Origin of the sequence: Pontimicrobium sp. IMCC45349, from assembly GCF_047219225.1 — a bacterium.
GTDB lineage: Bacteria > Bacteroidota > Bacteroidia > Flavobacteriales > Flavobacteriaceae > IMCC45349.
Genome location: NZ_CP178208.1, coordinates 1,819,754 through 1,835,223 on the forward strand (window position 1 = coordinate 1,819,754; position 15,470 = coordinate 1,835,223).

Genomic DNA, 15,470 nt, shown 5'->3' on the forward strand with positions numbered 1-15,470 from the left:
TAGGACTTTACCAAACTACTTAATGTAGTTTTAGATATAATACAATTTAAACAGTCCTTTTATAATTACAAGTTAAAAAAATTATGCGTTTTGCGCCTTAAATTCTTTTAATTTTTCTATTAGTTGAGGAACTACTTCAAAAGCGTCACCAACAACTCCATAATCAGCAGCTTTAAAGAAAGGTGCTTCAGGATCTGTATTAACAACTACTTTTACTTTTGAAGCATTAATTCCAGCTAAATGCTGAATTGCTCCCGAAATTCCTATTGCGATATATAGGTTTGAAGCAACAGGTTTTCCTGTTTGTCCAACGTGCTCACTATGAGGTCTCCACCCTAAATCTGAAACAGGTTTAGAACAAGCTGTAGCTGCACCTAAAACATCTGCAAGTTCTTCAACCATTCCCCAGTTTTCTGGTCCTTTAAGGCCACGACCACCAGAAACAACGATCTCTGCATCTGCAATAGAAACTTTATCTGTAGCTTTATCTACAGACTGTACTGTTACGTTTGATGAAGTTAAACTTGGGTTGAAATCTTCCATAGTAGCACTTGCTTGGTTTTCTACTAAACCAAATGCATTACTTGAAACACCTACAACTTTTACATCTGTATTAATTTCTGTAATATTAAATGCTTTGTTAGTAAATGCCGTACGCTTAACACTAAATGGAGCAACACTTACTGGTGCTTCTACTACGTTAGATGCGTAACCTGCGTCTAAACCAACAGCTAATAAAGGTGCTAAATATTTGCTATCAGCACTAGAGCTTACAATAACAACTTTTGCATCTTCTTTTTGAGCAGCTTGCTTGATAGCATCTGCATATATTTTAGCGTTAAAACTATCGCTATTTGCAATGTTTAATACTTTGTCTACACCATAGTTGCCTAATTCTGAAGCATCACTTGCATTAAATGTTACAGCAGTTACTGTTGTTCCTATTTGGTTTGCAACAGCTTTGGCGTATGAAGCCACTTCTAAAGCAGCTTTTTTAAATTTTCCTTGTTCTGATTCTGTATATACTAAAACTGACATGTGTTCTTGTTTTGAAAGTGATTAAATTACTTTAGCTTCGTTGTGAAGTAAGCTTACTAATTCATCTAAATTATCTGGTGAAACTAATTTTACAGCACCTTTTGGAGCTGGTTTTTCAAACTTAACCGAAGCAGTTTCGTTTGCAGCATCAACACCTTCTACAACTGTTAAAGGTTTTTTACGTGCCATCATGATACCTCTCATGTTTGGAATACGTAAATCACTTTCTTCAACAAGTCCTTTTTGACCACCAATAACTAGAGGTAAAGCTGTAGTAACAGTTTCTTTTCCTCCATCAATTTCTCTTGTTGCAGTAACGTTTGTACCTTCAACTTCAAGATTAATACAATTGTTTACAAAGTTTGCATCAATTAATCCAGATAACATTCCAGGAACCATTCCTCCATTATAATCTATAGATTCTCTTCCTGCAATTACTAAATCGTAACCACCATCTTGTACTACTTTTGCTAATTGTTTAGCAACTACAAAACCATCAGTAGCTTCAGTATTAACTCTTATAGCGCTATCTGCACCAATTGCTAAAGCTTTTCTTAGAGTAGGTTCTGTTTCAGGACCACCAACATTAACAACATCTACAGATGCTCCTTGCTTTTCTTTAAACCACATGGCTCTAGTTAAACCAAATTCGTCATTTGGATTGATAACAAACTGTACACCATTAGTGTCAAATTTCGTGTCTCCTTCTGTGAAATTAATTTTAGAAGTAGTGTCAGGTACGTGACTGATACACACCAATATTTTCATAATATAAATCGATTTTTTTAAGTATAAATTTATGTGGCTACGAAAGTAATTAAAATTAATTATATTTCCTATGCGCGCATAATAAATTTTATAGAACACAAATATACATAATTTGCTTAGAATTATTATTTTTGCTGTTCTTATAAAACAAGGTAAATGAAAACAATTCAGTTTAGAGAAGCGGTTTGTGAAGCCATGAGTGAAGAGATGCGTAGAGATGAGAGTATCTACTTGATGGGAGAAGAAGTTGCTGAGTATAATGGAGCTTATAAAGCTTCAAAAGGAATGTTAGATGAATTTGGTCCAAAACGTGTTATAGATACACCAATTGCTGAGTTAGGTTTTGCTGGAATAGCAGTAGGATCTACGATGACAGGAAATAGACCAATTGTTGAGTTCATGACATTTAATTTCTCTTTAGTTGGAATTGATCAAATTATAAATAATGCTGCTAAAATCAGACAAATGTCTGGAGGACAATTTAAGTGTCCAATTGTTTTTAGAGGTCCAACAGCTTCTGCTGGACAATTAGCAGCAACACACTCACAAGCTTTTGAAAGCTGGTATGCTAACTGTCCAGGTTTAAAAGTAATAGTACCTTCAAACCCTTATGATGCAAAAGGACTATTAAAAGCTGCAATTCGTGATGATGATCCTGTTATTTTTATGGAGAGTGAGCAAATGTATGGAGATAAAGGAGAAGTTCCAGAAGGTGAATATGTTTTACCAATTGGAGTTGCTGAAATTAAAAGACAAGGTAACGATGTTACTATAGTATCTTTTGGAAAGATTATAAAAGAAGCATATAAGGCTGCTGATGCTTTAGAAAAAGAAGGTGTTTCTTGTGAGATTATTGACTTACGTACAGTTAGACCATTAGATATTAATACTATTTTAGAATCTGTAAAGAAAACAAATAGACTTGTAATATTAGAAGAAGCATGGCCTTTTGGAAATGTGTCTACTGAAATTACATATCAAGTACAAGAACAAGCGTTTGATTACTTAGATGCACCTATAGTTAAGATTAATACTGCTGATACACCTGCACCATATTCTCCAGTTTTATTAGAAGAATGGTTGCCTAACAGTAATGATGTTGTTAAGGCTGTAAAAAAAGTGATGTATAAATAAAATAAAACGAAGATTTTACGTTATATAAACTTCATTAGCACGATTGTTGATGAAGTTTTTTTTTGAATATGAAAATTAAATTTTTAAGTATACTGTTTTTATTAAGTTTTGTGTTGGTGAATGCACAAACTAAAGTAAGTGGTCATGTGTTTGATGAAAACAATGAGCCAGTGTCGTTTGCAAATGTTATTTTTAAGAATTCATCAGAAGGAACAATTACTAATGAAAATGGGAAGTTCTATCTGGAATCAAGTGAAACATGGGATACTTTAATTGTGTCTTTTATAGGTTATGAAACCTTAGAAATAAAACTAGATAAAAAAGTAAATTATAATTTAAAGTTTACCCTTAAAGAAGAAGCTGCTGCATTAGATGAGGTAGTTTTGATAACCGGAAAACAACCTAAGAAGAATAATCCTGCGATAGATATTCTTAGGAAAATTTGGGAGCATAAACGCAAAAATGGGCTAAAACAATTTAAACAATACGAGTACGACAAGTATGAAAAAGTAGAGTTTGATATAAACACAATAGACAGTGCTTTAATAAAGAGTAAATTGTTTAGAGGAATGGAGTTTGTGTTTAATGAAGTAGATACTTCAAGTGTTACAGGTAAAACATACCTTCCTATGTTTATTAATGAGGCTGCTTCTACTGTTTATGGAGATAATATCATTGATAAAGAAAAAGAGGTTTTAAAAGGAAATAAGAACTCTGGCTTTAGTGATAATCAAGTTATAATCGACTTTGTTGATGATTTGTATTCAGATTATAATGTATACGATAACTATCTTAAATTTTTTGACAAAAGCTTTGTGAGTCCATTGTCAAAAACAGGAATTAGTACCTATAACTATGTACTTTCAGATAGTGCTTTTGTTGATAATAAATGGTGTTATAATATTATTTACTATCCACGTCGTAAAAATGAATTAACCTTTAAAGGAGATTTTTGGGTAGCAGATACAACCTATGCAATCAAAGAAATAAACCTTCAAGCAACCAAAAGTGCTAATATAAATTGGGTGAAAGAGATTTATATTGAGCAAGAGTTTGAAGTGTTAAATGATTCGCTGTTTTTAGTTAAACGTGATTATATGATGTCTGATTTTGCCTTTAGTAAAAAGGAAAAATCTAGAGGTGTATATGGTAAAAGAACTACTTTGTTTGATAACTATAAATTTGATATTCAAAAAGAGAAAAAGTTTTACGATGAAGAGGTTTATTATTATGATCAAGATGTTTATAATCGTGATGATGAGTTTTGGAATAATAATCGATTAGAAGCCTTAAATAAAGATGAAAAAGGTGTTTATAAAATGTTAGACACTTTAAAAACAGTAAAAAAGTTTAAGCGTTTATATAATTTAGGTAGTATTTTGTCTTCTGGTTATATTGAGTTTAATAAATTGCCTTTGGACTATGGTCCAATATTTTCAACTTTTGGCTTTAATGAAGTAGAAGGGCTGCGTTTAAGAACTGGAGGAAGAACCTATTTTGGAAGAAATGATTTGTGGCGTTTGGAAGGGTTTTTAGCTTATGGATTTAAAGATGACAAGTTTAAATATGGTATTTCTGGTAAATGGTTACTAGATAAAAAAAATCGACTCATTATTTCTGGAGGTAACAGAAGAGATGTCGAACAAATAGGTGCAAGTTTAACTACTTCTACAGATGTACTGGGTAGAAGCTTAGCATCATCTTCAGTTGTAGGTACAGGAGCTAACGATAAACTAACATCAATAAACTTAACAAGTTTAGCAGTAGAAATGGAACCCTTAAGGAATTTTATAGTTAGACTTGGTGCTAATTATAGAACTTTAGAATCTGCATCACCAACATTTAGTTTGGATTATGTTGATTTAGATGCTCCTACAGGGATTTCATCAGAAATTAAACAATTTGAATCTTCACTTTCATTATTTTATTTCCCTAAGCGTAAAATGACAGGTTTTGGTGTAGAACGTCGTGAAGCTAATGATGATTTTGCGCGTTTATTTGCGCAAGTAAGTCGAGGAGATAAGAGTATGTTTAATAGTGATTTTAATTACACTAAGGTGCAATTTTCTTATGGTCAACCATGGCAAATTGGAGGTTTTGGGCGTTTGTTTTCATCTATTGAAGTAGGTAAAACTTATGGAGAAGTACCATTAGGATTGTTAAGTGTTGTTCCTGGAAATCAATCTTATTTTTCAATCTATAATACCTTTTCTCAATTAGACTTTTATGAGTTTGTAACAGATACTTATGCATCAATTCATTTAGAACATAATTTTAATGGACGTTTATTTTCTAGAATACCTTGGTTAAGAAAATTGAATTTAAGAGAAATAATTAGTGTTAGAGGAGTTTGGGGGGACTTATCTCAAGCTAATATTGATTTAAATACGACAAGTAATCCTAATAGCATTCCTTTAATAGCTCCAAAAGATGAAATGTATTACGAATACGGTTTTGGAATAGGTAATATATTTAAAGTATTTAGGTTAGACTTTAATTTTAGAGGTAATTATCTAGACAATCCAGATGCTAGAAAGTTTGGAGTAACAGGAACATTTGGGTTCCATTTTTAGCTTATTGTTTGCTCAAAGCGTCTTTTACTTCTTTAAATTTTTCCATATCACCTGTTCTTACGTAGATTTCTTGTAAAGCTATTAAAACACCTTTGTCATTAGGTTTAATATTTCTAGCTTTTTCAAGGTAGATTAATGCTTTTTCCATTAGTTTATTAGCTTTAGTTTTATAATCTGTGTAAGCCACTTCGTTAATTTCTTCGTTCATTTTTGCCGATAAATCTGCAAAGTCATTAAAGTAAAAAGCACCTAGATTATATAAAGCATCAAAGTAATCAGGTTTAAGTGCTATTACTTCTAAATATGCATTTTCTGCTTCTTTTTTGTTACCCAATTTTTCAAGAATTGTTGCCTTAGTGAACTTTAGTATAACATTAGTTGATTCGGTTTCTAGCGCTTGATTTATAAGTGCTAAAGATTTTTCATTATTACCTAAATTAAGGTTTAGATTAATGTCGCTAAACAAAAGATTTAAATTATTAGGGTCTTTTGCTCTACATTTATTTAGCTGAGTAACATATTCTTCATTTTTATTTTGAGCCATTAAAGTGTATAATAAAAAATAGCAGGTGTTTTCATTATCATAACCTTTGTTAATTGCTGTTTTATAATAAAACTCTGCTTTACTATAGTTTTTTAAATTTTCATAAACCAACCCTAAGTTTTGAAGTTCCAACGAAGTTTCTTTTTTTAAATAGGTTGAAACTTCATAGGCAAGTTCAAGATATTCAGCAGCATCTTGATATTTTTTTTCATTATAGAGGTTTATTCCTTTATTAAAAGCCATGTTATTAATTAAACTAATTTTCCCCTTATAGTCATCTAATTTTCTAGAACTTTTTCCATCATATAGTTCTATAGCTTTCTTATAAGAAATGTAGCTGGTTTTACATCTGTTTTTGTCAAAACGATTATATTTTTCTTCTTCAGAATTGAGAATTTTGAAGTATAATTCACCTTTTAAAGCCCAAGCGTCATGTTTGGAATTTACTTTTGGGTCTTTAATAGCTATTTCAATATTTTCTAACGCAGCTTCAAGGTTATTTTGAGAAGCTTCAACTTTAGCTATTGTATATTTTTGCTTTTGAGAGAATGATAATGTAGAGAGGCATAAAAACGTAAAGACAAGTAATTTTTTCATTTTTAAGAGTTTAAAATAGCAGTATTGCTAATTTAATATAATTTAACTGTAAATTAAAATGACTTTTATTGCCTAAACTTAAAGTGTTATGTATCTTTGCAGCCCTTAAAAAGAAACTATGAGTCCAAAAGATAAAATAAGCTTCGATGTATTAATCGAAATTCCTAAAGGAAGTCGTAATAAATATGAATACGATTTTGAATTAAAAAAGATTAGGTTTGACCGTATGTTATTCTCTTCAATGATGTATCCTGGAGATTACGGTTTTATTCCTGAAACTTTAGCATTAGATGGAGATCCACTTGATGTTTTAGTGTTAGGTTCTGAGCCAACATTTCCAATGTGTGTTATGGAAGTAAAACCAATTGGGGTATTCCATATGGCTGATGAAAAAGGTCCAGATGAAAAGTTAGTTTGTGTACCAGTTTCTGACCCAATTTGGAATAAAGTAAATGATTTATCAGACTTAAATCCACATAGAATTGAAGAGATTACACATTTCTTTCAAGTGTATAAAGATTTAGAAAAGAAGAAAGTAGATGTTGGTGGTTGGGGAACTGCTTCTGAAGCTTACGAAATCTTGAATAAATGTGTAGATCGTTACGAAACTAGCGAACATAAAACAAAAGGAGATTTCACTATTTAATTTCCAATACATATAAATAAAATTAAAACCCTTTTAGATTACATCTAAGAGGGTTTTTTAATCTTGGTTGTTTTTGTTACATTAGCGCAGCTAATCAAAAAAAAACCAAATATATATGGAAGCAAATATGATTTTTGTGCCAATTGCTTTGGCTGTCCTTGGTCTAGTTTTTATGATGATAAAAATGGCTTGGGTAAAAAAGCAACCTGTAGGAAATGAACGAATGCAATCTATTTCTAAGAGCATTAAAGAAGGAGCGTTAGCGTTTCTAAATGCAGAGTATAGATTGTTAGCAATTTTCGCTGTAATAGCCTCTATTGCGCTTTATATTATTTCTACAATGGTAGATACTACTAGCTGGATGATTGTACCAGCATTTATTTTTGGAGCTATTTTTTCTGCATTTGCAGGAAATATAGGTATGCGTATTGCTACAGAGGCTAATGCACGTACTGCTGAAGCTGCAAAAACAAGTTTACCTCAAGCTTTAAAAGTATCTTTTGGTGGTGGAACAGTAATGGGATTAGGTGTAGCAGGTTTAGCTGTTCTAGGATTAAGTTTGTTTTTCTGGATTTTCTTAGGTCAATTCATGGGACAAGATGCAAGTTTCTATGATAATATGACTATGGTTTTAGAAACACTTGCAGGTTTTTCATTAGGTGCTGAGTCTATCGCCTTATTTGCTCGTGTAGGTGGAGGTATTTATACTAAAGCAGCTGATGTTGGAGCTGACCTTGTAGGTAAAGTAGAAGCAGGTATTCCTGAAGATGATCCTCGTAACCCAGCTACAATTGCTGATAACGTAGGAGATAATGTAGGTGATGTTGCAGGAATGGGAGCCGATTTATTTGGGTCGTATGTAGCAACTGTACTAGCAGCTATGGTACTTGGTAATTATATTATCAAGGATATGGCAGATTCTGGTGTAGTTTTGGAAACTTTTAATGGGATGGGCCCAATTTTATTACCATTGGTAATTGCTGGTGTTGGAATTTTAGCATCAATTATTGGAACATTCTTAGTTAAAATTTCTAACAACGAAGCAAAAGAAGCTCAAGTTCAAAAAGCTTTGGATTTAGGTAACTGGGTTGCAATTATCATTACTGCTGTTGCAGGATGGTTCTTAATTGACATGATGTTACCAGAAACTATGCAAATGAATTTCTTTGGAGAAGGTGTTAAAGATATTCCGTCAAGACATGTGTTTTATGCAACGCTAATCGGTTTAGCGGTAGGAGCTTTAATTTCTATGGTAACTGCATTCTATACATCTTTAGGTAAAAAACCAGTTTTAGAAATTGTACAAAATTCAAGTACTGGAGCAGCAACTAACATTATTGCTGGTTTAGCTGTTGGTATGAAATCTACTTTCTTATCAGTTATTTTATTCGCAGCTGCAATTTTTGGATCGTATGCTTTAGCCGGATTTTATGGAGTAGCATTAGCTGCCTCTGCGATGATGGCTACTACTGCAATGCAGTTAGCTATTGATGCTTTTGGACCAATTGCGGATAATGCTGGTGGAGTGGCTGAGATGAGTGAATTAGAGCCTCACGTTCGTGAGCGTACAGATATTTTAGATTCAGTTGGAAATACAACTGCTGCTGTAGGTAAAGGATTTGCAATTGCATCTGCGGCTTTAACAGCCTTAGCATTATTTGCTGCATACGTAACTTTTACTAAAATTAATGGTATTAACATCTTTAAAGCAGATGTATTAGCGATGTTATTTGTTGGAGGAATGATTCCTGTAATATTCTCAGCTTTAGCAATGCAATCTGTAGGTAAAGCTGCTATGGAAATGGTACATGAAGTACGTCGTCAGTTTAAAGAAATTCCTGGAATTATGGAAGGAACAGGAACTCCTGAGTATGCTAAGTGTGTGGATATTTCTACAAAAGCGGCGTTAAGAGAAATGATCTTACCAGGTTTAATTACTATCATTACGCCTGTTATTATTGGATTATTATTTGGAGCTGAACCATTAGGAGGATATATGGCTGGAGTTTGTGTATCTGGTGTAATGTGGGCAATTTTCCAAAACAATGCAGGAGGTGCTTGGGATAACGCTAAAAAATCGTTTGAAGCAGGTGTAGAGATTAATGGAGAAATGACTTATAAAGGTTCTGATGCGCATAAAGCAGCTGTAACTGGAGATACTGTTGGTGATCCTTTTAAAGATACTTCTGGACCATCAATGAACATCTTGATTAAGTTAACTTGTTTAGTTGGTCTTGTGATTGCTCCAATCTTAGGAGGTCATACTTCTCATGATTCTGCATTGAATAATGTTGAGACTCATGAAATGGTTATCAAAAAAGAAGTGTCTGTTGATATGAGTAAAAACGATGATGGTACTGTAAAAGCAACTGTTATAACTACAACTACAGAAAATGGTGTTGAAGCTATAAAAGAAGATGTTTTTGAAGGAACTCAAGAAGAAGTTGATGCACTTTTAGAAAAAATGGAAGATGTTGAGGTGAATGTTGAAAAAGGTGCTAAAAAAGTAAAGAAGGTTATTAAGGAAGTAGAAAAAGAAGTGACAAGGTAAATTCACGTTCTAGTCCTTAACTAGTATATAAAAACCACGCTAAATAGCGTGGTTTTTTTGTTTTATGAAATCAGGTGTAATTACGTGTTTTAGTTATATTACTTATTAGTAGTTTTAGAGATATGATTACTACTCTAGAAGCTATAAATAATAAGATCGAGCTGTTAGCTAAATTTCGTGTATTACATTGTAAAATGATACATGAAAAAGTGCTGTTTGATGATGTAGGACAAGCTCAAAAAATGTATGATGGAGAAAATGCAGTGTATAGAAGAGCTAATTTGTGTGCTTCAAGGAAATATAATTTAGGTTGTTCGCATACAAATGCAAATAATAACTTTCTAAGAACTCTAAAAGAAATTAAAGAATTAATTCCAATTAAAAAGAAGTGGTTAGATGATTATATTTCAGATTTTGAGACTATGATTCTTGATGTATATACATTAGATGTTAAAAAAGGAAATCTTGAAGAACAATTCGCTATTCACCTAGAAAATAATAACCCAGGAGGTTTAAAAATTATAAAAGAAAATATACAAGTTGCCGAATCACATCACGATAAAATGATGGATCAATTAGAATTGCTAAAAACTAATATAATAAAAGGATTAAAGGGCTTAAAATAGGCCGTTAATTTCGGCGTCAATTCTATTTATAATACTTCCTAAATCTTCAGGGTTATCTACAAAGTCTAAATCGTCAACGTCAATAATTAAAAGGTTTCCTTTATTGTAACCATGAATCCAAGCTTCATAACGCTCATTCAATCTACTTAAATAATCAATACTAATTGAGTTTTCGTAATCACGTCCACGTTTGTGAATTTGCTTAACTAAATTAGGAATAGAGCTTCTTAAGTAAATTAATAAGTCTGGACCTTTTACTAAAGATTCCATAAGTTCAAAAAGCGATGAGTAGTTTTCAAAATCGCGATTTGTCATTAAACCCATTGCATGTAAGTTAGGAGCGAAAATATGAGCATCTTCATAGATAGTTCTATCTTGAATAATCTCTTTTCCACTTTGTCTAATTTGTAAAACTTGCCTAAAACGACTATTTAAGAAATACACTTGCAAGTTAAAACTCCAACGCTCCATTTGATTGTAAAAATCATCTAAGTAAGGGTTATCCACAACATCTTCTAGTTGTGCTTCCCAATTATAGTGTTTAGCGAGTAATTTTGTAAGGGTAGTTTTTCCTGCACCTATGTTTCCTGCAATAGCAACATGCATAATATCAATTGTTTAAAAGTTGGTACTGATGAAGTGTTTCACCATCGTAAATATACAAGGTTTCATTGGTTACAAAAAACTGTTTTATTAACAATTGTGGTAGTTCAATTTCTTGTATTTGGTCTGTGTTTTTTCTTTTAACATATAACGAATTTTCTTTCTGTAAATAGAGATCTCCTTTTAGCTCTTTTATTTTTTTATAACCATCGTTTTCTATTTTAGATGTGTTGCTCCCAAAATAGTTATATGTATATATGTTGTCTGTAGTTAAGAGCCAGCAAAAATTATAATTACTAGTGATATCTAGTACTTTTTCTGAAATAGGTAAAGTAGTAACTCTAGATTTTTTATTAATGTAATCGTATAATTCAAGTTGCATTAAGTTTTGATTAAAAATCCATATAGTATTATCATTTCCTGAAGTGACATGAGTAACATATTTATACGAATTAGTAGTATTGAAATCTTGTTTTGAGATTTCGGCTAGTCTATTATCAAGAATTATTACAGTATTAAAATCTTTATAAAAGAGATTTATCTTTAAAGGATTATAAGCACTTACAGATGTAATGTCACCTAGCTGAAAATTATTATACTCAAATATATCATTACTTTTATTTAGATAAAGCACATTATTTTTAATAAAGTACTTAGAATCAAAGTTGTCAATATGAACTAGCTTATCTGCTTCTAGTTTTGTTTTCTCAATAAGGCGTACAGAAATATCTTCTTGAGAATAAGTAAAAAAGGTTAAGAGTAAAAAGACGTATTTTATCGCATTCATATAGAATTGAAAAATACAAAAATCAAACCATTTTTAGCAAACTAATTTATATCCAAATCCACGAACATTTACAATTTGAATATTTTCATCAAATTGTAATTTTTTTCTAAGTTTTGTAATAAACACATCCATGCTTCTAGCAGAGAAAAAATCGTCATTTCCCCATAGCTTATTCAGTATCATTGTACGTTCTAATACTTCATTTTTATTTTTTAAAAGATGAAATAATAAATGTGCTTCTCTATGTGTAAGTTGTTTTTTGTCTTGTTCTAAATATTGAAGTGTTTGTTTTGGGAAATCAAAAGTAAAACTACCAAACTTTATTATTTGAGAAGTTTTTTGAACTTTAGTTCTGTGTAGTAAATTATTAATTCTAGCAATTAACTCTTCGATACTAAATGGTTTTTTTAAATAGTCATTGCCTCCAATATTAAAGCCTTCAACAACATCTTGTGTTTGCGATTTTGCAGTTAAGAAAATAATAGGAATGGTATCATCTTCCATTCTTATTTCTTTTGCAAGAGTAAAACCATCTTTTTTTGGCATCATTACATCCAGTACTAATAGTTTTGGTTGTTCTAATTTATATACTTGATAAGCTTTTTCTCCATTTTCACAAAGCAATACATTAAAGTTTCTTGTTTCTAAACTTTCCTTAATGATTTGCCCTAAAGCTGGTTCATCTTCAGCTAATAATATGGTTGTTTTTACATCATTCATGATTCTGGAAGTGTAATTTTAAAGTTTGTCATATCTTTTTCTAATTCCAAGATTATTGAGCCTTTGTGTTTTTCAATAATTTTTCTGGTGTAATACAAACCAATACCAAAACCTTTAACGTCGTGAGTATTCCCTTTTGGAACTCTATAAAATTTCTCAAATATTTTTTCTTTAGAGGTTTTGGTTAATGAGGTGCCATTGTCGGAAACATTAATAGTGACTTGATTGTTTTGTTTAGAAACATCAATAACTATTTTATCACCTCCATATTTTAGGGCATTATCAATAATGTTATTTAAGGCATTTTCAATATGAAAAGCATCAACATTTATTAAGAGACTGTTTAATGTACTGTTTAATTCTATTGTTTTGTCTGTTAGTGAAATGGAGTGCTTTTTAATTAATGATTGCAGTAATAGTATTAGATCTATGTCTTCAGTGTTTATTTCAAGTGCCTCACTATCTAAAGTGGCCGTTTCTAATAGTTTTTCAACCATTAGGTTAAGTTTTTGTAATTGATTGCTTGAGGTGTCAATGTATTGTTTAGTCTTTTCTTTGTCTTCAATAACATTAAAGCTATTGATACTTTCTAAAGCAACACCAATTGTTGCAATAGGTGTTTTAAATTCGTGTGTAATATTACTTATAAGATCATTTTTAACTTCGGCAAGCTGTTTTTGATGCTTTATTATTTTTAATAAGTAAAATAGACAAGCTATAACTGCTAAAACTAAAAGGCTTGATAATACAATTCCTGTTAAGATTCGTTTTAAAATAACTTTTGTTTCATTAGAAAAATAAATAGTTAATTCACTTTCTTTTGGTAAAAAAGGAGACTTAGAAACTGTATTTAAATTGGTGGTTTTTAATGCCGAATCTTTGCTTAAAAGTGTATCTCCATTTACTTTTTTAAAAGAAAGTATGTAGTCTAACTCTAAGCTTTTTCTGTTTAACTGCTTTACTAAAAGTGTATCAAGAGTGTTTAGATTTAAGGTATCTTGTGACATAGAAAACACAACCTTAGAAGTTAATATTTTTAAATCATCAATAGTTGTAGAATCTGATTGATTTAACTCAATGTGTTTTAATTCAAATTTGTCTTTTTGAGGTTTAAAAACGTTATGGTCTGAATGTATTGTTTGTAAAAGACTATCTGCTTTATAGCCTTTAAATATTTTTATACCATCTGGTTGATTGTTTAAGTCTATTTGTACAGAGTCAATATTTTGAAATCCTTTTTCGGCAATGTCTATGATTTGCATAATGCTGTCAAACCTTCCGTTTTTTTCGAAAATCTCTGCGGTTGAGTTAGCTTCAATAGCAAATCCAATAGTGCTTTTTTCAGCTAAATCAGCATAATAAGTCTCAACTGCATTATCCAAACTTGTTTGTACATCATTAATAAGTTGTTGCTTATTTATTTGATAATTCTTGAAGTTCCAGTATATCTGAATTGCTATTGTGCTAATAATAACAATAGCAATTGCATTTAGTAACCATTTATACTTTGCGTCATTCATACTTCAAAAGTAAATGTTAAAACATTATAAAACCAATCGGTTAACACTAGTTAACACTAGTTAACTGTTTAATTAAGCTTAACGCATCATATTTGTATTGCTAATTAAAATCACAAAGAATGAAAACAGTTATTATCTTTTTAATGTTAGTATGTACATCGCTAGCTTTTTCACAAGAACAATCAAAAAAGCTAAATCTTGATGAGTTTTCAATGACTATTAATGCTGATTCATTGTCAGAGATGGATGAAGTTAATATTGAAGATATCGTTACTGTTTTTCAAGAAATGGAAGGTTATAAATTGTATTCATTCGAAATCAATTGCAACTTCAGTAATAAAGAAGGTAATGTTGAGGTTAGCAACATTTCATTTAAAATAGAAAGTGAATCGCAAAAAAAAGAAGCTTTTTTAGAACAAGTAAAAAAAATCAAAATCAATAATTCAAAAAATGTATAATTTAAACTAAAAGAAAAATGAATAGTATAGCAAAATTTATAGCCATTGCTTTAATGTTTGTAACAACAATTACTATGGCTCAAGACTTTCAAGGTATAGCTACTTATAAGTCGCATAGAAAAGTAGATGTGAAGCTAGATAGTACTCAAATGGGATCAGAGATGCATCAACGGATGATGGATATGTTAAAAAAGCAGTTTGAGAAAACATATAAATTAAGTTTCACTAAGGAAGAATCTGTTTATAAGGAAGAAGAGCAATTAGAAGCACCACAGCCACAAGGGATGGTAATGGTAATGGTTGAAACAGGAGGTTCAGATGTTATGTATAAAAATACTAAAGAAGGTACGTTTGCTAATCAAAATGAATCTTTTAGTAAGCTGTTTTTAATTGAAGGGAATCTTACCGAGCACAAATGGGAGTTAGGTAGTGAAACTAAAAATATTGGAGACTATACATGTTATAAGGCTACCATGACGCGTGAAGTTCCAATGATTGAAAGTGGGATTAGTGTTAATGGTGATAAAGATTTAGGTGATTTAACTACAGATAAAATGGAAACAATTACCATTACAGCTTGGTATACACCACAAATACCAGTAAATAATGGACCTGGAAATTATCATGGTTTACCTGGTTTAATCTTAGAAGTAAATGATGGCTCAGAAACTTTAATTTGTAGTAAAATAGTTCTTAATCCTAAAAATAAAGTGTCTATTAATAAGCCAACAAAAGGAAAAAAAATAACCCAAGAAAAATATGACGCAATTATGGAAAAGAAGATGAAAGAAATGCAAGAACGCTATAGTCATGATAGAGATGGTGATGGTGAGAGTATTGAAATTAGAATTGGGGGATAATGTAAGATATTGTTAATATTTTGGTAAACATTTATGTTTTGTTTA

General features: G+C 31.1%; 14 protein-coding genes. 7 read left to right on the plus strand and 7 right to left on the minus strand.

All coding sequences use genetic code 11. The features are described from left to right. Nucleotides 1–81 precede the first annotated feature (81 nt). Both ACLII3_RS08450 and ACLII3_RS08455 read right to left on the minus strand, forming a co-directional pair. Nucleotides 82–1,038, minus strand: coding sequence for an electron transfer flavoprotein subunit alpha/FixB family protein (locus ACLII3_RS08450; protein ID WP_412983795.1), 957 nt, complete (start codon nucleotides 1,036–1,038; stop codon nucleotides 82–84). A gap of 21 nt (nucleotides 1,039–1,059) precedes the next feature. Then, nucleotides 1,060–1,806 carry an electron transfer flavoprotein subunit beta/FixA family protein gene (locus ACLII3_RS08455; RefSeq protein ID WP_412983796.1) on the minus strand — a complete coding sequence of 249 codons (747 nt, stop codon included), beginning with the start codon at nucleotides 1,804–1,806 and terminating at the stop codon, nucleotides 1,060–1,062. Between the two features lie 156 nt (nucleotides 1,807–1,962). Here ACLII3_RS08455 and ACLII3_RS08460 point away from each other — a divergent pair, with 156 nt between their 5' ends. Both ACLII3_RS08460 and ACLII3_RS08465 read left to right on the plus strand, forming a co-directional pair. Next, nucleotides 1,963–2,940, plus strand: a complete 978-nt coding sequence (locus tag ACLII3_RS08460; RefSeq protein ID WP_412983797.1) for a pyruvate dehydrogenase complex E1 component subunit beta — start codon at nucleotides 1,963–1,965, stop codon at nucleotides 2,938–2,940. Nucleotides 2,941–3,008: 68 nt separating this feature from the next. Next, nucleotides 3,009–5,513 carry a DUF5686 family protein gene (locus tag ACLII3_RS08465; protein WP_412983798.1) on the plus strand — a complete coding sequence of 835 codons (2,505 nt, stop codon included), beginning with the start codon at nucleotides 3,009–3,011 and terminating at the stop codon, nucleotides 5,511–5,513. A gap of 1 nt (nucleotide 5,514) precedes the next feature. Here ACLII3_RS08465 and ACLII3_RS08470 read toward each other — a convergent pair whose 3' ends face one another. Continuing rightward, nucleotides 5,515–6,654, minus strand: coding sequence for a tetratricopeptide repeat protein (locus ACLII3_RS08470; RefSeq protein ID WP_412983799.1), 1,140 nt, complete (start codon nucleotides 6,652–6,654; stop codon nucleotides 5,515–5,517). Between the two features lie 118 nt (nucleotides 6,655–6,772). On the opposite strand from ACLII3_RS08470, the gene ACLII3_RS08475 reads away from it, so the two are divergent. The 3 genes from ACLII3_RS08475 to ACLII3_RS08485 all read left to right on the plus strand — a co-directional run bounded on the left by ACLII3_RS08475 (nucleotide 6,773) and on the right by ACLII3_RS08485 (nucleotide 10,477). After that, a complete protein-coding gene (locus ACLII3_RS08475) occupies nucleotides 6,773–7,300 on the plus strand; it encodes an inorganic diphosphatase (protein WP_412983800.1) in 528 nt (175 codons plus the stop codon). 115 nt (nucleotides 7,301–7,415) lie between these two features. Then, nucleotides 7,416–9,851: a sodium-translocating pyrophosphatase gene (locus ACLII3_RS08480; protein WP_412983801.1), complete on the plus strand. Its 2,436-nt coding sequence runs from the start codon at nucleotides 7,416–7,418 to the stop codon at nucleotides 9,849–9,851. 122 nt (nucleotides 9,852–9,973) lie between these two features. Next, nucleotides 9,974–10,477: a hypothetical protein gene (locus tag ACLII3_RS08485; protein WP_412983802.1), complete on the plus strand. Its 504-nt coding sequence runs from the start codon at nucleotides 9,974–9,976 to the stop codon at nucleotides 10,475–10,477. On the opposite strand, the gene ACLII3_RS08490 is transcribed toward ACLII3_RS08485, so the two are convergent. Genes ACLII3_RS08490 through ACLII3_RS08505 form a run of 4 tightly spaced genes read right to left on the minus strand, consistent with a single transcriptional unit; the run spans nucleotide 10,469 to nucleotide 14,107 of the window. After that, nucleotides 10,469–11,083 (minus strand): deoxynucleoside kinase, encoded by a 615-nt coding sequence (locus ACLII3_RS08490; RefSeq protein ID WP_412983803.1) that lies wholly within the window; start codon nucleotides 11,081–11,083, stop codon nucleotides 10,469–10,471. The genes ACLII3_RS08485 and ACLII3_RS08490 overlap by 9 nt on opposite strands. 4 nt (nucleotides 11,084–11,087) lie before the next feature. Next, entirely contained in the window at nucleotides 11,088–11,867 is a 780-nt protein-coding gene (locus ACLII3_RS08495) for a hypothetical protein (protein WP_412983804.1), read from the minus strand. A 33-nt stretch (nucleotides 11,868–11,900) separates the two neighbouring features. Further along, complete coding sequence (locus tag ACLII3_RS08500) at nucleotides 11,901–12,587, minus strand: response regulator transcription factor (RefSeq protein ID WP_412983805.1); 687 nt, start codon at nucleotides 12,585–12,587, stop codon at nucleotides 11,901–11,903. Beyond that, nucleotides 12,584–14,107, minus strand: a complete 1,524-nt coding sequence (locus ACLII3_RS08505) for a sensor histidine kinase (RefSeq protein ID WP_412983806.1) — start codon at nucleotides 14,105–14,107, stop codon at nucleotides 12,584–12,586. The genes ACLII3_RS08500 and ACLII3_RS08505 overlap by 4 nt, the downstream gene beginning before the upstream one ends. A 119-nt stretch (nucleotides 14,108–14,226) precedes the next feature. Between ACLII3_RS08505 and ACLII3_RS08510 the strand changes: the two genes are divergently transcribed. Then, complete coding sequence (locus ACLII3_RS08510; protein WP_412983807.1) at nucleotides 14,227–14,565, plus strand: hypothetical protein; 339 nt, start codon at nucleotides 14,227–14,229, stop codon at nucleotides 14,563–14,565. Between the two features lie 17 nt (nucleotides 14,566–14,582). After that, nucleotides 14,583–15,425 carry a GLPGLI family protein gene (locus ACLII3_RS08515; protein ID WP_412983808.1) on the plus strand — a complete coding sequence of 281 codons (843 nt, stop codon included), beginning with the start codon at nucleotides 14,583–14,585 and terminating at the stop codon, nucleotides 15,423–15,425. Nucleotides 15,426–15,470 lie beyond the last annotated feature (45 nt).